This is a genomic window from Mesorhizobium sp. USDA 4132, from assembly GCF_056279545.1.
In genome coordinates, this window is record NZ_JBWCCP010000001.1 from 3,753,796 (window position 1) to 3,780,169 (window position 26,374).

A 26,374-nucleotide genomic window follows, 5' to 3' on the forward strand; every position below is an offset into this window, starting at 1 on the left:
CAACACGCCCATGGACCCAAAAGCAGCGATGCGAGCCTTGATGGCGCCACGCTCCGTCGCAGTCGTCGGCGCCACTGAGCGCGCCGATGCCTCCTCCAGCTACGTGATGAAGAACCTGATACGCTTCGGCTATCAGGGACAGATCATCCCGGTGCATCCGAAGGCCGGGACGATCTTCGGGCTTCCCGCCTCACCCTCCCTCTCGGCGCTGACCAATGCACCCGATGTCGCGGTGATCGGGATCGCCGCCGACAAGGTGATTGCGGCCCTCGAAGAGGCCGGCAGCACCGGCGTCAAGGCGGCGGTCGTGCTGGCCTCCGGTTTCGCGGAACTCGACGAGGCCGGCCGCGAGCGCCAGCGGCAACTGGTCGAGATCGCGGAGCGCTACGGCATGGCGATCTGCGGCCCGAACTGCCTTGGCCTCTTCAACCTTGGCTCCGGCGCCGCCCTCTATTCCTCCAGCCTCTCGACCAATCTCGAAAAGGGCCGCTTCGCCATCCTCTCCCATTCCGGCGCCAGTGCGATCGCGCTCGGCAATACCGGCCGGTTCGGCCTCAGCCACATCGTCTCCTCCGGCAACAGCGCCGCGACCGATATTCCCGACTATCTCGAATTCCTGGCGACGGATGACCAAACCAGTGTCGTTGGCATCGTCCTCGAAGCCATCCGCGAGCCGGAGAAACTCGCGGCCGCGATGGAGAAGATGCATGCGGCCAACAAGCCGGTGATCGCTCTTCGTGCCGGCCGATCCGAACGCGGTGCCCAGGCGACCGCCGCCCATACCGGTTCGCTCGCCGGCAGCAACGACGCCTACCGCGCCTTCCTCCGCCGGACCGGCATTATCGAAGTCTCGGACATGGACGGCTTCATGGAGACGGCGACGCTCTGCTTGGACCTGAAGGACCGGCCCGCCAAGCCCGGCGTCGCAATCGTCGGCGTCTCCGGCGGCGGCGTCGCGCATGTTTCGGATATCGCAGATGAGGTCGGCATTTCCTTGCCCGACCTGCAGCCCGAGACGGTCGCACGGTTAGAGGTGCTGCTGCCGCCCTTTGCCACACCCCAGAACCCGCTCGATACGACCGGCATCGTCTTCGCGGACGGCAAGATCTACCGCGATGTCCTGCACGCGCTCGCCGACGATGCCTCGATCGGCCTGATCGTCGCAACGCAGGATGCACCCGTTGGCCTCGACGATTTCTGCGCTTCCGAATATCTCGGCATCGCCGAAGCGGTTTCCGATTATGCCGGGACGGGCACGGTGCCGGTCGCGTTCATGAGCAACCTCTCCTCCGGCCATCACCCGGATGTCGAGGCCAAGCTTTCGACGGTGCCGGTGCTGCGCGGTACGAAAAGCGCGCTGACGGCCGTCCGTAGCCTGATCACCCGGAATACCGCCATCTCCTGGCCCGACAAAGCAGCGGCGACAAAGAAAAACCTCCCCGCCGGGGCTTTGACCGAACGCGAAGCCAAGCAACTGCTTGCCGCAGAGGGCCTGCCTGTTCCGAGCGAACAACTCGTAATCAGCGCCGATGCCGCCGCCGAAGCAACTCAAAAACTTGGCTTCCCGGTCGTCATGAAGATCGATTCGCCGGATATCCAGCACAAGACCGAAGCGGGCGGCGTGAAGCTCGGCATCGCTTCGGAAGCCGAAGCTCGCGCCGCCTTCGACGCCATCATCGCAGGCGCCCGTGCCTACGCCCCGAATGCGGATCTGCGCGGCGTGTCGGTACAGGAAATGGTGACGGGCGGCGTCGAGGCACTGGTCGGACTCGTGCGCCACGAACCCTTCGGTTTCGGCCTCGTGGTCGGCATCGGCGGGGTGCTGGTGGAACTGGTGAAGGACAGCGCCTTCGACCTCCTGCCGATCGACCTCGCACGCGCCGACGCGATGATCGGCGAAACGAAACTGGCATCGCTGCTGGAAGGCTATCGCGGCGCACCGAAGGCAGATCGCGGGGCCCTCGCCGAACTGCTGGTCAGGCTCTCCGAGTTCGCTGCGCAATACGGGGACGATATCGAAGCGATCGATCTCAATCCGGTAGCGGTCTTGCCCGAGGGCAAAGGCGTGCGCATCCTCGACGCGCTGATCATCCCGCGGAAGCGCGACTGATCAGACCAGCCGCAGCTTCGGCGGAGCCGCCGCCTCCGCGCGGCCAAACCACGATAGCCGTTCGGTCAGCAGCGCATAAAAACCGTCGGCGTCGACATCGCGCATGAACATCGCGTTCTTCGGCCGGCCGGAGACGCCCCACCAGTCGGCGACCGTCATGCCCTTGGTGAGTTCGGACTCCGTTTCGATCTCGACATTGCAGAGCCGGCCGGAATAAAGCTCCGGCTTTACGAGGTAGGCGATCACGTTCGGATCGTGCAGCGGCCCGCCGTCACTGCCGTATTTCGCCACGTCGAAGCGCTCGAAATAATCGAGCCACCCGACCACGGCGTCAGAAAGCGGTGTGCCGATCGCCTGGATCGCGGCAACGCGGGCGCGGGTCGTCAGCGTCTTGTGGGTGACGTCGAGCGGCATCATCACGATCGGCGCGCCTGAGCCAAACACCACGGCAGCTGCCGGCGGGTCGACATAGATGTTGAATTCCGCGGCCGGCGTGATGTTGCCGCCTTCGAACAATCCGCCGCCCATCAGCACGATTTGCCTGATACGGCCGGCGATCTCAGGCGTCCGGGTCAGCGCCTTGCCGAGGTCGGTGAGCGGGCCGAGCGTGCAGACGGTCACGGTGCCTTCCGGCTCACTCAACAGCGTCTCGATGATGAAATCGACACCATGCTGTTCCTGAAGCGGCATGGTCGGCTCGGGCAGGTCGGCGCCATCGAGCCCGGTCGCACCATGCACGTGTTCGGCGGTGACAAGCGGCCCGGTCATCGGTTGGCTGCAGCCGGCGAATACCTTGATGTCGGGACGGCCGGCCAGTTCGCAGATCTTGCGGATGTTCTTCGTCGTCAGCGACAACGGCACGTTGCCGGCGGCTGCGACGATCCCCAGCACTTCGATTTCCGGACTGGCGAGCGCCAGCAGGATGGCCAGCGCGTCGTCCTGGCCAGGATCGGTGTCGATGATGATCTTTTCTGCCATTGCGGAAAACTCTCAGGAACGATGACTGTTACGCGACATGGACGAGCGGCTCCCTCGCCCGCCATTTCGCAAGGAGATCGGCTTTGCGCTTCTCGAACTTGGTGATCGAGGCAAGCTTTACATGGCCGAAGCCGCGGACCATGTCCGGCAGACCGGCAAGCTCGACAGCAAGCGCATGATTGCTGGCATCGAGCCCGGCGGAAAGCTCGGTCACCAGTGCAAAATAGTCTGCGATCAGCTGCCGTTCCATCCGCCGCTCGGCCGTGCGGCCGAAGGGATCGAAGGCCGTGCCGCGCAGGAATTTCAGTTTTTCGAGAACCCCGAAGGCGGGGCGGATCCAGGCGCCAAAGGCGATCTTGGCGGGATGGCCGGTGCGCTGGTCGATCTTGGCGATCATCGGCGGCGCCAGATGATGCCTGATCTTGAAATCACCTTCGAACTGCTCGGCAAGCTTCTTTTCAAAGCTCCGGTCCCGATGCAGCCGGGCAACTTCGTATTCGTCCTTGTAGGCCATCAGCTTAAAGGCGTTTTTCGCCACCGCTTCGGCAAAACCGGTCACGCCGCGCAGCTGCGCCTCGGCTGATTTCACGACATCCACGAGAGCGGCATAACGCGCCGCATAGGCCGCATTCTGGTAGTCCGTGAGGAAGGCGGTGCGACGCGCGACGATTTCTTCCAGCGTCTCGGCCTTCGGCTCCGACTTGGTGAGGCCCGCCGCACGCGCAACGGCCTCCACATCCACCGCCGCCCGACGCCCCCAACCGAAGGCGGCGCGGTTCATGGCAATGCCCGTGCCGTTAAGCTCGATCGCCTTGTCGATGGCGGCAAGGCTGATCGGCACCAGCCCGCGCTGCCAGGCATGACCCAGCAGGAACATGTTCGCGGCGATCGCGTCACCCAGCAGCGCGGTTGCCATATCCGTCGCGGCAACCGTCTCGACGGCATCTTCCCCCGCAGCACGCCGCAACGATTTGAGCGTCGCCTCCTGACGGAAATCGATCGTCGTATCCTTCACGAAGGAAGCTGTCGGCGCAAAATGGTCGTCGATGACGGCGCGCGTCTTGTTCTTCGCAAACGAGGCAAGCGAATTCTTCTGCGCGGCGACGACGATATCGAAGCCGAGCACGAGGTCGCTTTCACCGGGGCCGACCCGCACGGCATTGATCTGCGCCGGGTCCTTCGCCAGCCGGATATGCGACACGACGGAACCGTTCTTCTGCGCAAGCCCGGTCTGGTCGAGCGTCACCAGCGCCAACCCGTCGAGAAGGGCGGCCTGAGCAAGGATGGCGCTGACGGTGATGACGCCCGTGCCACCAATGCCAGCGAGTAGCATGCTGTAGGGCGTCTCGAAAGGCGCTGTGAAAGTGGGCAGCGGCAGGTCTTCGGTCTTCACCACCTTCGACTTCGCCGCCGGCTTGCGGATGCTGCCGCCCTCGACGGTGACGAAGCTCGGACAGAAGCCCTTGATGCAGGAAAGATCGGTATTGCAGCTCGACTGGTTGATGCGGCGCTTGCGGCCGAATTCGGTCTCCTGCGGCTCGATCGAGATGCAGTTGGAGACGGCGGAACAGTCGCCGCAGCCTTCGCAGACCAGTTCGTTGATGAAGGCGCGCTTGTCCGAGACTGGATAGGCGCCGCGCTTGCGGCGGCGGCGTTTTTCGGCGGCGCAGACCTGGTCGTAGACCAGGACGGTGACGCCGGGGATGTCGCGCAGCTCTCGCTGCACCGCGTCGAGTTCGTCGCGGTGATGGATGGAGACTTCGCGCGGCAGATTACCCTGCCAGACCTCCGGCCGCTCGGCGACCACCACGACGCGCGCCGCACCTTCCGCCAACATCTGCCCGACAATGCCCGGCACGGTGACGTCGCCGTCATGCTTCTGGCCGCCGGTCATGGCGACCGCGTCATTGTAGAGGATCTTGTAGGTGGCGTTGACCTTCGCAGCGATCCCCGCGCGGATGGCAAGCAGGCCCGAATGGAAATAGGTGCCGTCGCCCATGTTGACGAAGATATGCTTCTCGTCGGTGAAGGGCGACAGGCCGATCCAAGAACCGCCCTCGCCGCCCATCTGGGTAAAGGTCGAGGTATTGCGGTCCTCGTTGCCGATGATCATCATGTGGCAGCCGATGCCGGTGGAAGCGCGGCTTCCCTCCGGCAGTCGGGTCGAGACGCTGTGCGGACAGCCGGAGCAGAAATAGGCCTCGCGCTTCAGGGCGGTCGCCTCGACGCCCATGGCGATCGACATTTCCTCCACGAAACGCGCCTTGGCCTGCAGCGCCTCATCGAGATGACCGAGCCGGGAGATGATGGCCTTGGCGACCGACAATGTGCCGATCTCGCCAATCGCCTGCAGCAACGTCGCCCCGTTCTCGCCGGCCTTGCCGAACACGCGGGGACGCCGCTCCGTGGGCAGGTTGAAAAGCTGCGCCTTGATCTGGTCTTCGAGGATCGAGCGTTTCTCCTCGACCACGAGCAGTTCGTCGACGCGGGAGGCGAAATCCGCGATTCCCTGCGGCTCCAGCGGCCAGACCATCCCGACCTTGTAGAGCGCGATACCAAGTTCCGCCGCGCGGGCTTCGTTGATGCCGAGCAGCGCCAGAGCGCCCAGAAGGTCGAGCCAGGACTTGCCGGTCGAGACGATCCCGAGACGGGCGCGGCCCGTGGCCCCCCAGATGGCACGGTCCAGCCTGTTGGCGCGGGCAAAAGCCTGAACGGCGAGCATCTTGCGCTCGAGCCGCAGTTCCATCGCATGCGGCCCGTCTGGCCAGCGCAGCGCCAGGCCATCCGGTGCGAAGGTCTCGTCGGGAATGACGATCTGCGGTCTGTCCGGATCGAGATCGACCGTCGCCGAACATTCGACGATCTCGGTCTGGCACTTGAAGCCTATCCAGGCGCCGGAATAGCGGCTCATCGCGATGCCGAGCAGGCCGTATTCGATATATTCGCCGACACCAGCCGGCGACAGCAGCGGCACCATGGCCGAGATCAGGTTGTGCTCGCTCTGGTGCGGCAGGGTGGAGGAAACCGCGCCGTGGTCGTCGCCGACCAGCAGCAGCACACCGCCATTCGGGTTGGTGCCGATCGCGTTGGCATGGCGAATCACGTCCATGCTGCGGTCGACGCCTGGCCCCTTGCCGTACCACATGCCGAACACGCCGTCGTAGCGCGAGCCCTGGAACATGCCGGTCTGCTGCGTGCCCCACACGGCGGTCGCCGCCATATCCTCGTTGAGGCCCGGATGGAATTTTATATGCGCTGCATCGAGAAACTTTTTCGCACGCGCCATCTCACGGTCAAATCCGGCGAGAGGCGAACCACGGTAACCGGAAACATAACCGGCCGTATTCAGGCCTCGCGCCAGGTCGCGCTGGCGCTGGATCATCGGCAGGCGCACGAGAGCCTGCGTACCCGACACCAGGATGCGGCCCTTTTCCAGCGTGTAGCGGTCGTCGAGGCTGACCTTGCTGTCCGAGGGGCTTTTTTCCGGCGCGGTATGGATCGACATCTATGCGTGCTCCGCCTGCAGCACCGAAACCGGCGCCTCGAAGACCCGGCCGCGATTGAGAATGTAGTTCGGATCGAAGGCCGTCTTCAGCCGGCGCATCGTGGCGATCTCGGCTTCGCTGCGGGCGTATTTCAGGTATTTCACCTTGTCGGTGCCGATCCCGTGTTCGGCGGAAACCCCGCCGCCCACAGCCTCGATGCCCGAGAATATCGCTTCGGCCACCTTTTTCTCGTGCTGGCTGAACATGCAATAATGCAGGTTTCCGTCGCCCAGGTGGCCGAAGATATAGGTCCGCGCCTCCGGGTCGATCTCGTCGACGGCGAGCGCTGCCCTGTCGAGAAATTCCTGCATGCGGGACAGCGGCACGGAAATATCAAAGCCGATCGTCACTCCATTGCCGAAAAGGTAGTCGTTGATGCCGTCGCGAATGCCCCACAGCCCGTTGAACTCGCGCAGCGAATTGGAGAGCACCACGTCGGTGGCAAGCCCGTCTTCCAAAGCCGCGGCAAGCGCCGCCTCGAACCGCTCGTTGTCCTGATCCGGCGCCTGGCCGTGGATTTCGACCATCGCATACATGCCCACCCCTTTTTCGACGGGAGGACGGATCCCCATGTAGTCGACGGTGCCTTCGTAGACGTTCGGAAAGATCGCCTCGAAGGCTGAGATGAGGCCGGAGAGTTCGACCCGCAGCCGCGCCAGCAGATCCTGCGCCGCCTTCAGCGACGGCAGGGCGATGAAGGCGTTGCGCTCGATCTGCGGTTTCGGATGCAGTTTCAGGCAGGCGCGCGTGACGACGCCGATCGTGCCTTCGGTTCCGATGAACAGCGGATTGAGGTCGTAGCCGGAATTGTCCTTGGGCAGGCCTTTCAGCGATGAGAGAATAGTGCCGTCCGGCAGCACCGCCTCAAGCCCCATGACCTGCGCCCGATACATGCCGTAACGCAGAACCCGGATGCCGCCGGCATTGGTGCCGATATTGCCCCCGACCGTGGCCGTGCCGCGCGCACCGATATCGACGCCGAAGAACAGGCCCACGTCGCTCGCCGCCTGTTGCACTACCTGCAGCGGCGTGCCAGCCTTGACGATCATCGTCTGTGCCGCGACGTCGATCGACTCGATGCCTGTCAACCGTTCCAGCGAGATGGAGACTTCGCCCTCGACCGGCCTGGAGGAACCGGATAGCCCGGTGCGGCCGCCCTGCACGACGATCGGCTGGCGGAGTTCGTTGGCGGCGGAAAGAATGGCGGAAACGTCTTCGGTATTGCGCGGACGCAGAACGGCCGCAGGTCGTGCACCTCGAGCCGTCGCATCGGCGGCATAACCATCCGAAATCGCATCGCCGGTGAGGATCGCAGCGGCGTCAAGCCGGCTTTCGAGGCTGGAGAGAAGATGGGCCACGCGATCGAAGGACAAGGTGCTCTCCTCCGCGATGCCTGCTTCGCTACCCTGCGCTCCAGCATCGCCGAATGCGATTGCGCCCATTCTCTCATTCCCCTTGTTTCTTGGGGGCGAGGTTATTCCCATTCCCCTATTTGTCAAACCTATATTTAAAAAGCAGTAGCCTTTTCACCGCTCCCATGGCATCACTATAGCCAGGAGACTGGTCCCAGGAATATGCGGATCAGGATACGCGGGGAAGGATGACATGATCCTCAAATACGACGAGGTTGTCCGCACGGGCATCGCCAGGCAAGTGTCCGACAACATCCGCTCGGCGATAATGGACGGCCGGCTGAAGATCGACGAACGCCTGCCGACCGAGGAAGAACTTGCCCGAAGCTTCGGCATTTCCCGCCCGACGGTGCGCGAGGCCTTGAAGCGCCTCGCCGCCCAAAATCTCATTCATTCCAAACGCGGCCCAACCGGCGGCAATTTCGTCAAGCGGCCGGATCCGGAAGGTCTTTCCAAGGCGATTACCGGCGCCGCCACCCTGCTGGTCGGCATCGGCGCCTTCGACATCGAAGAGATCATCACCGCCAGGCTGGAAACAGAAGCCGTCTGCTGCCGGCTGGCCGCCGCAAACCGCAGCGAAGCCGATCTCGCTGCGATGGAAGCGGAGATCGCGGTACAGCTCGACGAGGCTGTTAGCGACGAGGATTTCTGCGCTTCGGACGTGCGTTTCCATAGAGCACTGGTGGAATCGACCGGCAACGGCCCGCTGAAACTGATGATGTACACCGTCATCGAGGCCTTCATTCCGATCACCAACATGATCGTCTTCCGCGTCCGCGAACGCCGCCACGTCGCCTCGCTGCACCAGGAAATCGTCGACGCGGTGCGCAGTCGCGAGGATGCCAGGGCCGCCGATGCGCTGGCGCGGCTGCTCGCCTATGTGCGCGAAAGTTATTCCGCCGTGCTCGACGCGCGCGCCAGGCGCGATGCCGCCGCACAGGCCTCAGCTTAAAAAACCAACATCGCCACGATATCGGGAGAGAGACATGACCGAGACCTTTACCGCCATGGTCATCGACGCCGTCGACGGCAAGCCGAAAGGCGTTTTCAGGGAGATCTCGATCGCCGACCTTCCCGACAACGACGTGCTGGTCGAGATCGCCTATTCGACGTTGAACTACAAGGACGGCTTGGCGATATCAGGCAAGGGCCGCATCGCCAGGCGCATGCCGATGGTCGGCGGCATCGACCTCTCCGGCACCGTCGTCGAATCCCGCTCGCCGGAATGGAAAACCGGCGACAAGGTCGTGCTGAACGGCTGGGGTCTGTCCGAAACAGAATGGGGCGCCTTCGGCCGCTACCAGCGGGTCAAGCCGGAATGGCTGATCCGCCTGCCCGACGCGTTTTCGATGGAACAGGCGATGGCAATCGGTACCGCGGGTTATACGGCAGCACTCTGCGTCGATGCCTTGGAAAAATGGGATTCGATCAAGCCCGGTGAGGGCGAAGTGCTGGTCACCGGTGCGGCCGGAGGCGTCGGCTCGGTGGCAATCGCGCTGCTGGCCGCCTGCGGCTACAACGTCACCGCCTCAACCGGCCGTCCGGAAACCCACGACTACCTCGCCTCGCTCGGCGCCTCCAACTTCATCGACCGAGCGGCGCTCGCCGAAAAGGGTGGCCCGCTGCAAAAGGAACGCTGGACGGGCGGCGTCGATAGCGTCGGCTCGACCACGCTTGCCAACGCGCTCTCCCAGACGATGCGTGGCTGCGCCATCGCCGCCTGCGGCCTTGCCGGCGGGGCCGACCTTCCGGGAACCGTGCTGCCGCATATCCTGCGCGCCGTAACGCTGATCGGCGTCGACAGCGTCATCGCCACCCGCGAACAGCGGCTGTCGGCATGGGCGCGGCTCGCCCGCGATCTCGATCCCGCCAAGCTTTCGGAAATCACCACGACGGAACCGATGTCCAACCTGCCGCAACTCGCCGAGGATATTATTGCGGGGAAAATCCGCGGGCGTGTGGTGATCGATGTGACAAAGTAGAAAAAGGTATACCAGAGGCGGCTTTCCATTCGCGGGCCAGAGGCGGTAGAGATATCTCCGGCAGAAAATTGCATGGCGTGGGAGAGTGGTTTTGAGCAGCGATCACGAGGTCTTCACCGGTCGCCGGGAAGACATAAGACTTGTTACCGGCCAAGGCGCATATACCGCAGACAAGGTGCTGGATAACCAGCTCTACGCCGCATTCCTGAGAGCCGACCAGCCGCATGCGCGCATCGTTTCGATCGATGTCGAGGCGGCGCTCGCCGCACCGGGCGTCCATATCGTGCTGACCGGCAAGGATGCGCTCGAAGCGAACCTGATCGCCCCCGGCCCGCTTGTCTCCTTCCCCGGCGTCGATGGGATGAAGATCAAGGCACCGCACCGCCATGCTCTGTCGACCGACCGCGTCCGTTTCGTCGGCGAACCGGTTGCCATGGTCGTAGCCGACAGTGCCGAAGCGGCTGCCGATGCGGTCGAGCTGATCGCGGTCGACTACGAGGACCTGCCGGCGATCGTCGATCCGGAGGCCGCGCTGGAAGACGGCGCGCCGCAGCTTTTCGACGATGTGCCGGGTAATCTCGTCTTCCTGCACAGTTTCGGCGACAAGGCGACAGCCGATGAAGCCTTCGCCAAGGCCGCGCATATCTCGACGCTGACGGTCGAGTCGCAGCGCGTTGCCGCCAACCCTCTCGAACTCAAATCCTTCATGGCGGCATACGACGCCGAGACGGAGGTCTTCGACGTCTATTCCGCCAGCCAGGGCACCGGCCTCGCCGATGGCCTTGCCCGTTTCACCGGCCACCCACCGGAAAAAGTGCGGCATCACATGGGTGATGTCGGCGGCAGCTTCGGCATCCGTGGCGCCCCCTATCCGGAATATGCGGCGATCATGCTTGCCGCCAAGAAGCTCTGTCGGCCGGTGCGCTGGACCGCCAGCCGCACCGAAAGCTTCCTTGCCGATTATCACGGCCGCGCCGTCCGCTTCACCGGGGAGATGGCGCTCAGCGAAGCCGGAGAATTCCTCGGCATCCGTATGAACGTCGTCTGCGATCTCGGCGCCTACCATTCGCCGGCCGGTGCGCTGATCAACGTCCTGAACCCGATGCTGACCGGCACGGGCTGCTACCGTATTCCCGCCGTCTTCGGGCTCAACCGCCTCGCCTTCACCAATACCTCCCCGATCGCCGCCTATCGCGGCGCCGGCCGTCCGGACATCAATTATTTCGTCGAGCGGCTGGTCGATCAGGCCGCCAGCGATCTCGGCATGGACCGGATAGAGATCCGCCGGAAAAACCTGATCCCCGACGATGCCTACCCCTACAAGACACCGACCACCGTCTACGACAGCGGCAATTATGTCGCGATGCTTGAGGAAGCCGTCTCGGTCTCCGGCTGGAAAGGTTTCGAAGCCCGCCGCAAGGAGTCGGAAAAACGCGGCAATCTGCGCGGCATCGGCATGGGCGTCTTCGTCGAGCCGTCCGGCGGCGGCCATATGCCGGAAGAAACCGAGATCCGCTTCGAGGCGGATGGTACGCTGACGCTCTACACGCTGTCCGGCTCTGCCGGCCAGGGGCACGAGACGGTGCTGCCGCGGCTGGTCGCCAAGGAACTCGGCATCGACGAGAACCTGATCAACCTGCGCGCCAACAGCGTCCATGCGCCCCACAAGCTCAAGGGCGCCGGCACGATGGGATCGCGGACCATGGCCTCCCACGGTGCCTCGCTGACGATCACCTCCCGCGAGGTGGTGAAGAAGGGCCTGAAGTTGGCCGCTGAGACTCTAGAAGCGTCCGAAACCGATATCGAATTCGACCATGGCCATTACAAAGTGGCCGGCACCAACATGTCGATCTCGCTCCTGGAACTCGCCGCCCGCAACGTCACGCCGGAGGGCAATGCGCTGGATACGCTCGCCTCGATCCAGCCGGAGCGCAGTTTCCCCGGCGGCGTGCATGTCGCCGAAGTGGAGATCGACCCCAATACCGGCGACACGAAAGTCACGTCCTATATCGGCGTCGACGATGCCGGCCATGTCATCAACCACACGCTGCTCGAAGGCCAGATGCACGGCGGCCTCGCCCAGGGCGCGGGCCAGGTGTTTGGCGAGCACATCGTTTATGACCGCGACAGCGGCCAGATGCTGACCGCCAGCTTCATGGATTATTTCATGCCGCGAGCCGATTTCATGCCGACGCCCCGCTTCCTCGACCTGCCGGCCCCCTCGCCCACCAATGTGCTCGGCGTCAAGGGCGGCGGTGAGGCCGGCACGACCGGGGCGCTGCCGACGCTGATGAACGCCATCCTGGATGCGCTTCGCTCGGCCGGCGTCGAGGATTTCGATATGCCCGCGACACCTTACAGGGTTTGGGACGCCCTGAAGGTGGCCAGGGAGAGCGCTCGATAAGACCTCATCCGCGCGCGCCGCATCCATGCCTTCGTGGATTGCCTGAACGCATTGCGGGACGCTAGAAGTTCATTTCGACAAGATGAAATACGAGGCGTCGACGCAAATGACACTGGACGACATCACCGACACCGTCATCGACCGGGCCAAAAATAGCCGGCGCTTCATCGTTGCGGTCGCCGGCCCGCCGGGCGGCGGAAAATCCACGCTCGCCGACGCCCTGCACGAAGCCCTGCTGGCGCGCGGCGAACTGGCCGAAGTCCTGCCGATGGACGGCTTCCACATGGATAACGGTATCCTGGAAGCCCGCGGCCTGTTGTCCCGCAAGGGAGCACCGCAGACTTTCGACGTGCGCGGTTTTGCCGACATCCTCAAGGCGGTGCGGCAGGGAGACGAGGAGGTACTGGTGCCGGTCTTCGATCGATCGCGCGAGATCGCCATCGCCTCGGCCCGCCCGATCTCGCCCGATACTCATATCGTTCTGGCGGAAGGCAATTACCTGCTGATCGACGAAGCGCCCTGGTCGCGGCTTGCCGAAATGTTCGACTTCACCATTTTTGTCGGCCCTTCGGAGGAGGTGCTCCGCGAGCGGCTCAAGGCCCGCTGGGTCCATTACGGGCTTGATGAAGCCGCGATTGCCTGGAAACTTGACGGCAACGACCTGCCGAACGGCCGCTACATCCTCACCCACTCACGGCCAGCCGACATCAGGCTCGAAAGCTTTTGACACCTGTTGCGGACAATGCCGGACTAGAGGGCCACTCCCGTTTCCCGGTCAAAGACATGCACCTGTTCGGCCGGGATGTTGGCTTCAAATCGCGCGCCGTAGCGGGCCGGATATTCGCCGTCGACGATGGCGACGACCGGGTGGCCGGCGAGGTCGAAGATGATATGGGTCTGTGCGCCGGTCGGCTCGACCAGCAGCGTCTGCCCGGCAAGCGCAGTACCCCCGACGCCGGGGCTCAGATGCTCCGGACGCAGGCCGACCTTGATCGCCTGGCCACGCTTCACCTTGCGATCCGGCGCGATGCGGATCGCGGTTCCGTCGCCAAGGCGAGCGGACGGTTCGCCGCCATCACCGTCCACGGTGCCGTCGAGAAGGTTCATCGCCGGAGAACCGATGAAGGCGGCAACGAAGAGGTTGGCCGGCTTCTTGTAAAGTTCCATCGGCGTGCCTTCCTGCTCCACCTTTCCCTGATTGAGGACGACGATGCGGTCGGCGAGTGTCATCGCCTCGATCTGGTCGTGGGTGACGTAGATCGATGTCGTCCCGACCTTCTGGTGCAGCTGCTTGATCTCGGCGCGCATCTGCACACGCAGTTTGGCGTCGAGATTGGAAAGCGGCTCGTCGAACAGGAAGACGGCCGGGTTGCGGACGATCGCCCGGCCCATGGCGACGCGCTGACGCTGGCCGCCGGAAAGTTGCGCCGGCTTGCGATCGAGAAGCGGCATCAGGTCGAGCATGCGCGCGGCTTCGGCGACGCGTTCGGCAATCACCGGCTTCGGGGTTCCGGAAAGGCGCAGGTTGAAGCCCATGTTTTCGGCAACCGTCATATGCGGATAAAGCGCATAGGACTGGAACACCATGGCGATGTTGCGCTCGCGCGGGGTCAGCTCGTTGACCACCGCGTTGTCGATAATGACCTCACCGGCAGTGATTTCCTCAAGCCCGGCAATCATCCGCAACAGCGTCGATTTTCCGCAGCCCGACGGACCGACCAGCGCGACGAACTCGCCGTCTTCGATCGCCAGCGACACGCCATGGATGACCGGGAGTGCCCCATAGGCCTTGCGGACTTGTCTGAGTTCGACGGATGCCATGCGAGTTACTCCGGGTCGGGGCTCAGGACTTCACCGCACCGGCGGTCAGACCGGCGATGATGTGCTTCTGGGCCAGGAAGAAGGCGATGATGGTTGGCAGGATGGTGAGCGTGATGAAGGCCAGCACCAGCTGCCATTCGGTGCTGAATTCGCCCCGATAGATCATGATGCCGAGCGGCCAGGGGTAACGGCTCTCGGAATTCAGCATGATCAGCGGCACGATATAACTGTTCCAGCTGCTGACGAAGGAGATGATGCCGACGGTGGCGATAATCGGCCGCGACAGCGGCAGCGTGATGTGCCAGAAGAAGCGCATATAGCCGCAGCCGTCGACGAAAGCCGCGTCGAAGAGTTCGGACGGCAAATTGCGGAAGTAGTTCCGAAACAGCATGATGCTCATGCCCATGCCGAACGCGACCTGCGGCAGCACCACGCCCCAATATGTATCGATGAGCCCCAGATCGCGGATGCGGATGTAGAGCGGCAGGATGGCCGTCGCTGCCGGGAACATCAGCCCGATCAGGAAATAGTTGACCAGATAATCGGTGCCGAAGAAGCGGATATGTGCGAAGCAGAAGGCTGCCATGGCACCGAAGGTCAATGTCAGGAACACCGTCAACAGGGCGATGATCAGCGAATTGCTCATCTGCAGCCAATAGCGCTTGCTGATGATGATGTCCGTGTAGTTCGACCACTGCCATTCCGTCGGCAGGCCGAAAGGATTGCCGCGCAGTTCGCCGAGGGTCTTGAAGCCGCCGAGCGCAGTGCTGATGAGCGGCACCACCACGATTGCCGCCACGATGATCAGCGATATGTACATATAGACCTGCGTGCCGGCGCGGATCCGCTGGCCGGACGTCGGCGCGCTGGCGGCATCGATGGGCTGTGCTGTCGAGATATCAGTCATTGCGCATGAACACCCGCTTGTAGCTGAAGGCGAGCGTCACGCAGATCACGAACAGCACCACCCCGACGGCGCTGCCGAACCCGACCTGCATGCGGGTCACCCCGAAATTGTACAGGAACGTCACCATCGTCTGCGTCGAGTTCGACGGACCGCCGCCGGTGAGCGGCATGATCATGTCGAAAAGCTGCAGCGAACCGACGACCGCAAAGAAGACCGAGAGACGCACGGTGGAGCCGAGCAGCGGCAGCGTCACAAGCCGGAACTTCTGGAAGCCGGTCGCACCGTCGATGTCAGCCGCTTCCAGCACGCTCTTGTCGATCGCCTGCAGGCCGGCGATGAAGAGCATCATGTGAAAACCGAAATACTTCCAGACGATGACGCCCAATATCGCGTACATTGCCAGGTCGCGGTCGGCGAGCCAGAAGGGTGGTTCGACGCCAATGAAATGCGAGATACCGGCGACGAGACCGAAATCCCCGTCATAAACGAAACGCCAGATCATCCCTGCTGCAACATCCGCAAGCACGTAGGGCAGGAAGAAGATCAGCCGGAAGAACAGCGCACCCCTGATCCGGCTGGAGATCATCGTCGCCAGCCAGAGCGCCAGCGGAACCTGCACGCAAAGCGAGGCAAGCACGATCAGGCCGTTGTTGATCAAAGCCTGGGTGAAGGCGCTATTGCGGAAAATGAGCTGGTAGTTGCGCCAGCCGACCCACTGGGTCGGGCTGCCATAGCCGTTCCAGTTATAGAAGGAATACCAGGCGGCCTCGCCCATGGGCAGAATGACCAGCACCGTGAACAGAAGAAGCGCCGGTGGCAGGAACAGGATCAGCACCGGCCACTTGCTGTTGGCAAGAGAACGCTTGCGGCGCCGCGCTACCACAAGTGTATTCCCGGAAGGGACGGCATTGGCAGACATCAGCATATCGCTCATCGATTTTCGAGCCTTTCGGGCTGCGAGACGCCGTCAGGCGAGGACGGGAACCGGCGCTCCCAGGGTTGCTGGAACCTTAGGGGAGCGGGAGCGCCGGCGCTGCGCTTACTTTCGTTCGAGGGAGTAGGCGTCCTCGATCTGCTGCGCCGCGGCAGCCGGTTTCATGCTGCCGGAGACCACTTCGACGCTGATGTCGTTGACGATCGCACCGACATTGGGGCCGAGATCCTGATCGAGAAAGTTCTGGTGCCAGGTTTCCTTGCCAAGAGCTTCGGCAACTTCCTTCAGCAGCGGCTTCGAGATCGCTTCGCTCGCACCCTTGGCAACGGGCATGATCTGCGTATCCCTGGCGAGAAGCTTCTGCACGTCGGCGCTTGCCATGTAGCGGAGGAATTCCTCGGTTTCAGGCGGCGCATTCTTGGTGACGGCCCATCCGTTGAGACCGCCGAAACTGTCGGTGGTCACGCCGGGCCCTCCGCTGACGACGGGGAACGGGAAGCGGCCGATATTGTCGTCGGCAAGGCCTTTGCGGCTCGTCGAATTCGACGCCTGCGTCGCCGGCGTATTTTCGAAGCTCAGGATGAGCGCGGCACGGCCATCGCCGAACGTGGCAAGCGCATCGTTCCAGGTCGCACCCAGATAGCCATTCTGGAATGGCTCAAGTTTGCCGAGTTCCGCCATGCGCTCGCCTGCCTTGACGAAAGGCTTGCCGGCGAAGCCGTCGTTCTTGCCGGCCTTGGCGTCGGCAAAGCCCTTTTGCCCCGCTTCGCGCATAGCGAGATAGCTCCAGTAGAAATGCAGGGGCCACTTGTCCCGCCCGCCGCCAGCGATCGGCGTCACGCCGGCCTGTTTCAGCGTTTTGACAGCGCTGAGGAAATCGTCCCAGGTCGCGATCTTCGAGGCGTCGACGCCAGCCTTCTTGAACAATTCCTTGTTGTAATAGAAGGAAACGAGGCCGGTCCTGACGGGCGAAGCCCAGACCTTGCCGTCAAAGGTCAGGCCATCGACGGCGGAGGCATTGATCGACTTGCGCCATTCCCCCCCGTTCGCGTCGATCGCCGCATTGATTGGCCGCAGCGTGCCGGTCTCGGACTGCGCCTTGAGGACGCCGCCGCCCCAGGTATAAAAGATGCTTGGCGCGTCTTTCGATTGCAGAAGCGTCGGCAGCTTCGCCTTGAAGGCCTGGTTTTCCAGAAATTGCATCTCGACCTTGACGCCGGGATGCTTGGCCTCGAAATCCCTGGCGATCTGGTTCCAGACCGTGATGTTCGCCGGCACCTGCTCGACATGCATCCAGCGAATGACGCTGTCCGCTGCAGCGACGCTGGCCGTAAACAGCCCACCCGCGAGAGCAACAGCGGTCGCGGAAATCAGACGCATCCTGTAGTATCTGTTGGACATTGAAGGCGCTCCTCCCAAAGCTTTATTCCTGTATCCGAATTAAATAATCGGCAAGCCCAACGCATCTGTCAATAGCCCTGGACGAGATTGGCCAATTTTGGCAAAAAATGCGCCATTTGCTGCTTTTACCTATTGCATGTCGCACAAAATCGGCTCTAGAACAAAGCGAATTTAATTTGCACCTCGAATTAAATAGCAGTTCGGTGCAGAAGCCGACGAGTGCGCAGAACAGATGAAAACCGCCGATCCGGAACTCATGCGTGCGATGAATCGCCTCAGCGTGCTGGATACGATCCGGCGGCGCGGTCCCATCTCCCGTGTCGAAATTTCCGAGCGCACGGAACTCTCCACGACCACCGTTTCCGCCATCACCGCTTCCCTGCTCGATGATGGGCTGATCCTGACCCGCCACGAAGGTGATATCCGCAACGAGGCGGTGCGCGGCCGGCCGCGCGTCATGCTGGAGGTCAATCCGGATGCCGCCCGCGTCGTCGGCGCCAAGATCGCCGCAAGCCGCATGGTCTTCGTCGTCACGAATTTCCGCGGCGACGTGCTCTCCAAGCTCACCCTGCCGATCCGTATCGACCGGCAGCCGATCGCAGTCATCGCAGATCTCGTCGAAGACGGCGTGCGCCGCTGTGTCGTCGATGCCGGCCTGTCGCTGGAGGATGTCGACAGCGTCTGCCTGGGGCTTCCGGGCGTCATTGAACACCGTACCGGGCATGTCCGTTCAAGCCCGATCTTTCGCGAGATCAACATCGATTTTGCGACCGAAATGTCGACGCGCCTCTCGACGCCGACCATCGTCGAGAGTGACGCACATGCCATCACGCTCGGCCATCACTGGTTCGGCAAGGCCCGCGATCTGCAGGATATGGTCCTGATCTCGCTCGAACAGACGCTTGGTCTCGGCGTGCTGCATGGCAACCGGCTTTTCCGCGGTGCCGGCGGCCTCAGCCACAATCTCGGCGATCTCGTGCTCGGCACCGGTCCGCAAGGCATCGTGCGGCTTTCGAGCCAGGCGGGCGAGAGCGCCATCCTCGGCGAGCAGCAGGCGGACGGACGTTTTGCCGAAGCAGTGAGGCTCGGCCGCGGCATGACCCATGTCCAGGCGCTCATCCAGGCCGACGACGACCGGCTGATCGCCGCGGCCGTTCGCGCCGGCGAGGCCGTCGGGCTGACGATCGCCAATATCGTGACGCTGTTTGCGCCACCACGGGTCATCCTCGTCGGCTCGTCGCTGGCGCTCGGCGAACCATTCCTGAACAGCCTGCGCGATGCCTATGCGCTCGCCATTCCGCCGTCGCTGAAAGGCGTCAGCGAACTCGTCTTTGACGATTCTACGGATGATTTCTGGGCGCAGGGAGCGGCGGCCGTAGCACTTTACGAACTTTACGAATCGCCCTGGAGCACCACCGGGCCGGCGCTCTGACGCGCCAAGCATCAGCATTCATCGGGAGGAAACAATGGACAAAGTCGGTATCGGCATCATCGGATGCGGCAATATTTCGGGCGCCTACCTGAAGGCGATGACATCCGCTTTTCCGATCCTCGATATCCGCGGGTTGGGCGATCTCAACCGCGATCTGGCCGAGGCGAAAGCCTCCGAATTCAACCTCCGGGCCCGTACGGTCGACGAATTGCTCGCCGATCCGAAGGTCGAGATCATCGTCAACCTGACGATCCCCAAGGCGCATGTCGCCGTCGGGCTGCAGGCGCTCGATGCGGGCAAGCACACCTATTCGGAAAAACCTCTCGGGATTAATTTCGCGGAAGGGAAAAAATTGGCGGAGGCCGCAAAGGCCAAGGGCCTGCGCATCGGTGCCGCCCCCGACACCTTCCTCGGCGGCGGCCACCAGACCGCCCGCGAGCTGATCGACCAGGGCGTCATCGGGATTCCGGTCGGCGGCACCGCCACATTCATGTGCCCTGGCCACGAGCGCTGGCACCCGAACCCCGCCTTCTATTACGAGGTCGGCGGCGGTCCGATGCTCGACATGGGTCCCTATTACATCACCGACCTCGTCAACCTGCTCGGCCCCGTGTCGCAGGTGGCGGGTTTCGCGGTGACGCCCCGCAAGGAGCGCATCATCACCAGCGAGCCGCGCAACGGCGAGCGCATTCCGGTACATGTTCCGACCCATGTGGCCGGTGTCATGGCCTTTGCGAACGGCGCGGTCGTCCAGATCGGCATGAGCTTCGACGTCGCCGGCCACAAGCATGTGCCGCTCGAAGTCTACGGCACCGAGGGTACACTGATCGTACCGGACCCGAACCGCTTCGCCGGGCCGGTCGATTACCTGAAGAAGGGCGGCCAGTTCGAGGATCAGCCCGTGACCCTGCCCTATGCGGACGGCAACTATCGCTCGATCGGCGTTGCGGACCTGGCTTACGCGATCCGCTCCAACCGCCCGCACCGGGCGAATGGCGACCTGGCGCTGCACGTGCTGGAGGTCATGGAAGCGTTTCATACGGCCTCCGCCGAGGGACGCACGATCAAGATCACCACGGCCACGGAGCGGCCCGCTCCGCTGTCGGAATCACTCGTCGACGGCCAGTTGGCGAAATAATTCTGGAGGACGAATAAATGCGTGAAGCACTCATTGTATGGGGCGGCTGGAGCGGCCACGAACCGCAGGAATGTGCCGAAATCATCAAGGACATGCTCGAAGAAGACGGTTTCAAGGTCTATCTCGAGCATTCGACGGAGGCTTTCGCCGATCCCTCGATCCATGACCTCAGCCTTATCGTGCCGATCATGACGATGTCGAAAATCGAGAAGGAAGAAGTGAAGAACCTCGCTGCGGCCGTCCAGAACGGCGTCGGCATCGCCGGTTATCACGGCGGCGCCGGCGACGCGTTCCGCGAGTCGGTCGACTACCAGTTCATCATCGGCGGCCAGTGGGTCGCCCATCCCGGCAATATCATCGATTATACGGTCAACATCACGAGGCCCGACGACCCGCTGATGGAGGGTATCGCCGATTTCCCCTACACGTCCGAGCAATATTACATGCATGTCGACCCCTCGAACGAGGTGCTGGCGACGACGACGTTTACCGGCGACCATGCCTATTGGATCGACGGCGTCGTCATGCCGGTCGTCTGGAAGCGGAAATACGGAGAGGGCCGCGTCTTCTATTCCTCCCTCGGCCACCAGGCGAAGGAATTCGACGTGCCGCAAATGAAGACGATCTTCCGCCGCGGTGCCAACTGGGCGGCGCGTTGAGGCGGAATTGACGACCGTGCGGCACACCAATCTCCCCCCTTGTGGGGGAGATGCCCGGCAGGGCAGAGGGGGGTGACTTCTCGGCATATTCTTCCGCCACTGCGTTTGCCGCACCGTCGCTACCCCCCTCTGTCACCTTCGGTGACATCTCCCCCTCAAGGGGGGAGATTAGTGGGAGCTTGCCGCACCGGCCCGCACCCTCACATTTCCCTCAACGCCGCAAACATCTCCGCAAAAGCCGCATCCGTCCGATAAAACACCGGCGGACAACCGATCGGCGACGCAACCGTCACCTCTTCCCCGCCTGCATATTCGACGCCGCTCCACACATGCACCCACCTCGCCCCTTCCGGCAGATAAACGTTCCGCACATCCTGCGCCGCATGCCAGACCGGTGCCACCAGCAGTTCCGGGCCGTAAAGATAGGCATCCTGAATGGCGTAGGTCTTCGAGTCATGCTCGTAATGCAGAAAGAGCGGCCGCTGCACCGGCAGGCCACGGGCGGCGGCTTCCTTGGACAGCGTCTTCAGGTACGGCGTCAGATGCACGTAGATCCGCGTCATCCGGGCGAAATGCTCCAGCACTTCCGGGTCCTGGTCGATCTGGATATTGTCGCGCGGCCGGTTGCCCTCGTGGCTGCGCATAACCGGCGTGAAGGCCGCCATCTCGGCCCACCGCATCAGCAGTTCCGGGGTGCGGACATTGCCGAACAGGCTCGTATAACCGCCGATATCGGAATGGTGATAGGCGTTTCCGAGCAGGCCAGACGAGAGGGCTGCGCACATCACCGTGACGAGCCCGTCATGGCGCGAAAAGTCCACCGACTGGTCGCCACCCCAGAGCAGCGGGCAATGTTTCTGCACGCCGGTGAAGCCGGCGCGCATGAAGAACAGCGCCTCGCCTGTCTTGCCGCGGCTGGCAATCGCCTTGGCGTTGACTTCGGCCCAGAGGGTCGGCCAGGCATTGTGCATCAGCTTGGCATCGATGCCGTTCGCAAGCTCCACATCGATCGGCAGGTATTCGCCGAAATCGGCCATCCAGCCGGTCAGCCCGAAATCCAGCATACGGCGGCCGATGACCTCCTCGGCGAACCAATCAGCCGCTTGCCGGTTGGTGAAATCGACGACGCCGCAATCGAATTCGCCAAAATCGACGATCGCCGTGCGGCCGAGCGGATCCTTGGCGAAATAACCCGCGGCTTCCGCTTCCGGAAACAGCGAGCCGTCGACGCAGAGATAGGGATTGACGTAACCGAGGAAGCGGATGCCCTCGCCGTTCAGGTCGGCGATGCGCTGGCGCAGGTCCGGATAACGCTCGTCATTCGCCTGCCAGTCCCAGAACAGCCGCGATCCGAACGAGGTCTGGCGAAGCCCGACCCAATCCTCGCACCAGAGACCGGAGACCTGCACGCCGGCATTGCGCATCTTTTCCAGCCGCTCGAAGGAATTGACGCCGTCCTTGAGGCCAATGATCGCGCCTTTGTAGACCCAGTCCGGCAGTTCCGGCTGCCGCCCGAACCGCAGAGACAGGGCCTCGACCAACTCGGCGAAATTCGGTGCGGCAAACAGCTCGATCCGCTCCGGCACCGCCCAGGTTTCGATCTCGTGAAAGGTCTTGCGCCGGAAATCGAAGACGGAATAGGCGGTCGTCTCCACATGCAGCGCATAGCGCGCCGAGGAAATATAGGTCGGCTGCGGGTAGTTTGTGTTGTAGTAATCGCCCCCCGCCTTGTCCTTCAGGTCTGACTTGAAGGTGATCTCGCTCGTCTTGTCGCGGCCGACGCCGGGCTCCGAGGTCCAGAGCGGAAAGCGGCGTCCGCGCATGTCGAAATAGGACATCTGCTCGCCGCCACCCCAGACATGCTCGTCATTGTCCGCATGAATTCGGATCCAGAAGCGGTTGATCGCCTCGTCCAATGAGCGGAAATGCACGGCGGTTTCCGAGACCGTCAGCTCCAGCCGCGGCGCCCGGCCCTCGGCCTCCGAGAGGCTGATCGTGTTGCCGTCCACATCCGCATGGCGCAATGCGCTGCGCTCGACGATGTAATCCTCGACCTCGAAATTGCCGCGGTACATGTCCATCCGCTCCTGCCCATGGCCGACGAATATGCAGGGCGAGGCAGCACTGTGCCGCAGGATGCTGCGGCCGTTCAGCGAGATGGAAAAACCGTCTTGTGTCGTCTCGAATTTCATCTTGTCGGTACTCGATTGTTGTCTACCGCAGCCGCGATACGTATCGCGCCACGGAATGGTCGAACCATGTGCGGGAAACCTCGGCCAGGGCGCCATCCTGTGCCTGGCTCATGCGCAGCACATGGGGGATCGGCGCGCCCGGCTTCTGGCCGAAGGCCGGCGGCGCCCAGTCGGGCACGGTGTCGAGGTCGATCTTGTCTTCCGCTCGGACGATCCAGAGGCCCAGCCGCGTGCGGTAGTAGAGATAAAGCGATTCCGACAGGTCTTCCGGCGTGATCGCGGCCACATAGGAACCGTCGAGCCAGATCTCCTCGAGCGCCGCGACCTTGCCCGACAGCCGACGAATGCGGCGGATGCGATGCCCTTCCGGCGAAAAGCCGAACCTCGGCAAGTCCTTGGGTTTGTCGAGCCGCATCACATCGAGCAATTCCGCGGTCGGCAGACCGCCGCCCTGGATCAGTTCCAGCCGGAACATCGCATAAACGCTCTTCGGATCACTGATCGCCCGGACATAGTTTCCGGACCCCTGCACCCGTTCCAGCAGCCCGCGGTTCTGCAGTTCCGCCAGCGCCTTGCGCAGCGTGCCGACCGCAATGCCGAGCTGCACCGCCATGTCGCGCTCCGGCGCCAGCTTCTCTCCGTCGACAAGCCGGCCGGCCGCGATGTCGCGAACCAGAAGTTCGGCGATTTGCAGATAGATCGGCAGGCTGCCCGGATAACTGTCCATAAGCCGTTCCCCCTCCCCGAGGAATGACGCATCGAAATTGATACACTATTGATTTACACGAACGCGGATGATATTCAAGTCCCAGGAGTCGAGGAGAATTTTGATGACCGTCGTGCCCATAACATCACAGGATCTCGATGCCGCCGAGGTATCCTGGTTCGCCGCCCTGTGCTCAGACGACTACGCCTATCTCGGCGTCCCGGATGACGCGTTGAAGTCCAGCTGGGAGCATTGCTCCGACATCGTCAGGCGCGCCGAGACGCTCGGCTTCCGCAACATCCTCTGCCCCTCGTCCTATCAGGTCGGCCAGGACACGCTGAGCTTCGCCGCAGCCGCCTCGCAAATCACAAACCGGATCAATCTGTTGGCTGCCATCCGCTGCGGCGAGATGCAGCCGATCATGCTCGCCCGCACGGTCGCCACGCTCGACCACATGCTGAAGGGCCGGTTGACGCTCAACGTCATCAGTTCCGATTTCCCCGGCGAAGTCGCCGACAGCGCCTTTCGGTATCGCCGCAGCCATGAGGTCGTGCAGATCCTCCGCCAGGCCTGGACCCGCGACACGATCGACCACGAGGGCGAGGTCTACAATTTCAAGGGTATCACCACCGAGCCCGCCCGCCCCTACCAGCAGAACGGCGGCCCGCTTCTCTATTTCGGCGGCTACTCGCCGGATGCGCTGGAGCTCTGCGGCGCCCAATGCGACGTCTACCTGATGTGGCCGGAAACCAGGGACCAGTTGGCCGAACGCATGAAGGCGGTCCATGCCCGCGCCGCGGCCCATGGGCGGACGCTGGACTACGGCCTGCGCGTCCACATGATCGTCCGCGACACGGAAAAGGAGGCCCGCGAATATGCGGAACACCTCGTCTCCAAGCTGGACGACGAATACGGCCAGCTGATCCGCAACCGCGCCCATGACAGCACCTCGCTCGGCGTTTCGCATCAGGCGAAGGCCCGTGAACTCGCCGACAAGTTCGGCTACGTCGAACCTCACCTCTGGACCGGCATCGGTCGGGCTCGCTCCGGCTGCGGCGCGGCACTTGTCGGCTCCGCCGACCAGGTGCTTTCGGAAATCGAGGCGTATAAAAAGATGGGCATCCGGGCCTTCATCTTTTCGGGCTACCCGCATCTCGACGAGGCGGAACATTTCGGCCAGAAAGTCTTGCCCGAGCTCAAGACCTGTTCGCTGCCGCATGCCTATGGCCGCGTGCCGGCCGAGACACCCCCAACGCCGCTCGGCAACGGGAGACGACACTGATGGCCCCTCATCACCTAGACCGCATTCAACTTTCGCCCGATCTCCAGCTCAGCCGCCTCGTTTATGGCATGTGGCGGATCGGCGACGATGCTGATACCTCGCCGAAACATGTTCAGGCGAAGATCGAAGCCTGCCTGGCGCAGGGCATCACCACCATGGACCAGGCCGATATCTATGGCGGCTATACGGCGGAAGCGATTTTGGGCGGGGCGCTGAAGGCCTCGCCTTCGCTGCGCGACAAAATCGAGATCGTCACCAAATGCGGCATCGTCGCGCCGGCTGGCCGCCACTCCGCCGTCCGCGGCAAGCACTACGATACGAGCGCTGCCCATATCACCGCTTCGGTCGAGGCCTCGCTGCGTGACATGGCAACGGACTATATCGATTTGCTGCTGATCCACCGGCCCGACCCGTTGATGGATCCGGACGAAACCGGCCCGGCGCTCGATGCACTGGTCGTATCCGGCAAGGTGCGTGCCGTCGGCGTCTCGAATTTCCGCCCCTGGGATTTTTCGCTGCTGCAATCCTCCATGGAGGCCGAACTCGTCACCAACCAGATCGAGATCAGCCTCCTCGCCTCCGAGGCATTCACCAATGGCGATCTCGCCTACCTGCAAGAGCGCAATATCGCGCCGATGGCCTGGTCACCGCTCGCCCGCGGCGGCATTTTCAAACCCGAACACCAGCCTTTGATGGCCGCGCTGGAACGGGTAGCGGCAGAACAAGGCGTCGATGCGTCGGCTGTGGCGCTCGCCTGGCTACTACATCACCCGGCAAACATTCTTCCGATCATCGGAACCAACAATATCGCGCGCATCGCGACGAGCGCGGACGCCTTGAAGGTTACCATCGATCGGCAGACCTGGTTCGAACTCTACACAGCCGCAACCGGAAAGCAGGTGCCATGATGATCACTGCCGACACCGCAAGCATATCCAGCGAACAGATCTTCGTTCCGGATGCGTCGACCGCGCGGCATTATCGCAACGCGCTTGGGGCGTTCACGACCGGTGTGACTGTGGTGACGGCAACAACTCCGGATGGCCCGATCGGCATGACGGTTAACAGCTTCACCTCGGTGTCGCTCGATCCGCCGCTGGTTCTCTGGTCGCCGGCAAAGAGCTCGTCTCGTCATGGCGCCTTCACGGCGGCGAACCATTTCGCCATCCATGTGCTCAGCGCCGACCAGGATCTGCTCAGCGCCCGGTTCACCCGCGGCGGTCTCGGCTTTGAGGAGCTTTGCTGGAACCTGAACCGTGAAGGCGTGCCGGTCATACCCGGCACGCTCGCCCGTTTCGAATGCGAGCTGTCCTCGATGCACGATGCCGGCGATCATACGCTGATCCTCGGCCGCGTGTTGCGCGCAGCCCACCGCGAAGGCGATCCGCTGTGTTTCTCCCGCGGTACTTTCGGCCGTTTCGCGAGCACCACCAGCCAGTAAACAATAAAATCCGGCACGGGAAATATTGAC

Annotated in this window: 20 protein-coding genes; 11 read left to right on the forward strand and 9 right to left on the reverse strand. The window is 63.0% G+C overall.

Annotated features, from left to right (window positions below; genetic code table 11):
* Positions 1-40 precede the first annotated feature (40 nt).
* On the forward strand, positions 41-2,110 hold the full coding sequence (locus tag ACZ9IU_RS19070; RefSeq protein ID WP_244447439.1) for an acetate--CoA ligase family protein: 2,070 nt from the start codon (positions 41-43) through the stop codon (positions 2,108-2,110).
* On the opposite strand, the gene ACZ9IU_RS19075 is transcribed toward ACZ9IU_RS19070, so the two are convergent.
* From ACZ9IU_RS19075 to ACZ9IU_RS19085, 3 genes are read right to left on the reverse strand one after another with little or no spacing between them, the layout of a single operon-like run.
* Positions 2,111-3,088: a nucleoside hydrolase gene (locus ACZ9IU_RS19075; RefSeq protein ID WP_038545856.1), complete on the reverse strand. Its 978-nt coding sequence runs from the start codon at positions 3,086-3,088 to the stop codon at positions 2,111-2,113.
* 28 nt (positions 3,089-3,116) lie between these two features.
* Positions 3,117-6,593, reverse strand: a complete 3,477-nt coding sequence (locus ACZ9IU_RS19080) for an indolepyruvate ferredoxin oxidoreductase family protein (RefSeq protein ID WP_038545859.1) — start codon at positions 6,591-6,593, stop codon at positions 3,117-3,119.
* On the reverse strand, positions 6,594-8,075 hold the full coding sequence (locus ACZ9IU_RS19085) for an FAD-binding oxidoreductase (protein WP_437179028.1): 1,482 nt from the start codon (positions 8,073-8,075) through the stop codon (positions 6,594-6,596).
* A gap of 163 nt (positions 8,076-8,238) precedes the next feature.
* Between ACZ9IU_RS19085 and ACZ9IU_RS19090 the strand changes: the two genes are divergently transcribed.
* From ACZ9IU_RS19090 to ACZ9IU_RS19105, 4 genes are all read left to right on the forward strand, one after another.
* The gene (locus ACZ9IU_RS19090; protein ID WP_038545862.1) at positions 8,239-8,997 is read left to right on the forward strand and encodes a FadR/GntR family transcriptional regulator; all 759 of its coding nucleotides are present in this window, start codon (positions 8,239-8,241) and stop codon (positions 8,995-8,997) included.
* A 34-nt stretch (positions 8,998-9,031) separates the two neighbouring features.
* Positions 9,032-10,027: an MDR family oxidoreductase gene (locus tag ACZ9IU_RS19095; protein ID WP_038545865.1), complete on the forward strand. Its 996-nt coding sequence runs from the start codon at positions 9,032-9,034 to the stop codon at positions 10,025-10,027.
* A 91-nt stretch (positions 10,028-10,118) separates the two neighbouring features.
* Complete coding sequence (locus ACZ9IU_RS19100; protein ID WP_038545868.1) at positions 10,119-12,431, forward strand: xanthine dehydrogenase family protein molybdopterin-binding subunit; 2,313 nt, start codon at positions 10,119-10,121, stop codon at positions 12,429-12,431.
* A 106-nt stretch (positions 12,432-12,537) separates the two neighbouring features.
* Positions 12,538-13,158 (forward strand): nucleoside triphosphate hydrolase, encoded by a 621-nt coding sequence (locus ACZ9IU_RS19105; protein ID WP_038545871.1) that lies wholly within the window; start codon positions 12,538-12,540, stop codon positions 13,156-13,158.
* Positions 13,159-13,181: 23 nt separating this feature from the next.
* Here the strand turns inward: ACZ9IU_RS19105 and ACZ9IU_RS19110 are convergent, their stop codons facing one another.
* From ACZ9IU_RS19110 to ACZ9IU_RS19125, 4 genes are all read right to left on the reverse strand, one after another.
* Entirely contained in the window at positions 13,182-14,252 is a 1,071-nt protein-coding gene (locus ACZ9IU_RS19110) for an ABC transporter ATP-binding protein (RefSeq protein ID WP_038545874.1), read from the reverse strand.
* A gap of 22 nt (positions 14,253-14,274) precedes the next feature.
* Positions 14,275-15,072 carry a carbohydrate ABC transporter permease gene (locus ACZ9IU_RS19115; RefSeq protein ID WP_155414659.1) on the reverse strand — a complete coding sequence of 266 codons (798 nt, stop codon included), beginning with the start codon at positions 15,070-15,072 and terminating at the stop codon, positions 14,275-14,277.
* A 79-nt stretch (positions 15,073-15,151) separates the two neighbouring features.
* Complete coding sequence (locus ACZ9IU_RS19120; protein ID WP_038549680.1) at positions 15,152-16,078, reverse strand: carbohydrate ABC transporter permease; 927 nt, start codon at positions 16,076-16,078, stop codon at positions 15,152-15,154.
* Between the two features lie 120 nt (positions 16,079-16,198).
* A complete protein-coding gene (locus ACZ9IU_RS19125) occupies positions 16,199-17,494 on the reverse strand; it encodes an ABC transporter substrate-binding protein (protein ID WP_038545877.1) in 1,296 nt (431 codons plus the stop codon).
* Positions 17,495-17,726: 232 nt separating this feature from the next.
* On the opposite strand from ACZ9IU_RS19125, the gene ACZ9IU_RS19130 reads away from it, so the two are divergent.
* The 3 genes from ACZ9IU_RS19130 to ACZ9IU_RS19140 are packed head-to-tail and all read left to right on the forward strand — an operon-like array spanning position 17,727 to position 20,723.
* Positions 17,727-18,926, forward strand: coding sequence for an ROK family transcriptional regulator (locus ACZ9IU_RS19130; RefSeq protein WP_038545882.1), 1,200 nt, complete (start codon positions 17,727-17,729; stop codon positions 18,924-18,926).
* Between the two features lie 34 nt (positions 18,927-18,960).
* Positions 18,961-20,064, forward strand: a complete 1,104-nt coding sequence (locus tag ACZ9IU_RS19135) for a Gfo/Idh/MocA family protein (RefSeq protein WP_038545885.1) — start codon at positions 18,961-18,963, stop codon at positions 20,062-20,064.
* A gap of 17 nt (positions 20,065-20,081) precedes the next feature.
* The gene (locus ACZ9IU_RS19140) at positions 20,082-20,723 is read left to right on the forward strand and encodes a ThuA domain-containing protein (RefSeq protein ID WP_038545888.1); all 642 of its coding nucleotides are present in this window, start codon (positions 20,082-20,084) and stop codon (positions 20,721-20,723) included.
* 200 nt (positions 20,724-20,923) lie between these two features.
* On the opposite strand, the gene ACZ9IU_RS19145 is transcribed toward ACZ9IU_RS19140, so the two are convergent.
* Both ACZ9IU_RS19145 and ACZ9IU_RS19150 read right to left on the reverse strand, forming a co-directional pair.
* Complete coding sequence (locus ACZ9IU_RS19145) at positions 20,924-23,011, reverse strand: alpha-glucosidase (protein WP_498957622.1); 2,088 nt, start codon at positions 23,009-23,011, stop codon at positions 20,924-20,926.
* Positions 22,938-23,642 carry a GntR family transcriptional regulator gene (locus ACZ9IU_RS19150; RefSeq protein ID WP_038545893.1) on the reverse strand — a complete coding sequence of 235 codons (705 nt, stop codon included), beginning with the start codon at positions 23,640-23,642 and terminating at the stop codon, positions 22,938-22,940. Before ACZ9IU_RS19150 ends, ACZ9IU_RS19145 begins: the two co-directional genes overlap by 74 nt.
* A 103-nt stretch (positions 23,643-23,745) precedes the next feature.
* On the opposite strand from ACZ9IU_RS19150, the gene ACZ9IU_RS19155 reads away from it, so the two are divergent.
* From ACZ9IU_RS19155 to smoA, 3 genes are read left to right on the forward strand one after another with little or no spacing between them, the layout of a single operon-like run.
* Positions 23,746-24,903 (forward strand): LLM class flavin-dependent oxidoreductase, encoded by a 1,158-nt coding sequence (locus tag ACZ9IU_RS19155; protein ID WP_038545896.1) that lies wholly within the window; start codon positions 23,746-23,748, stop codon positions 24,901-24,903.
* Complete coding sequence (locus tag ACZ9IU_RS19160) at positions 24,903-25,811, forward strand: aldo/keto reductase (protein WP_038545901.1); 909 nt, start codon at positions 24,903-24,905, stop codon at positions 25,809-25,811. Before ACZ9IU_RS19155 ends, ACZ9IU_RS19160 begins: the two co-directional genes overlap by 1 nt.
* A complete protein-coding gene (gene smoA / locus ACZ9IU_RS19165) occupies positions 25,811-26,344 on the forward strand; it encodes an NADH-dependent FMN reductase SmoA (RefSeq protein WP_038549682.1) in 534 nt (177 codons plus the stop codon). Before ACZ9IU_RS19160 ends, smoA begins: the two co-directional genes overlap by 1 nt.
* Positions 26,345-26,374: the final 30 nt, after the last annotated feature.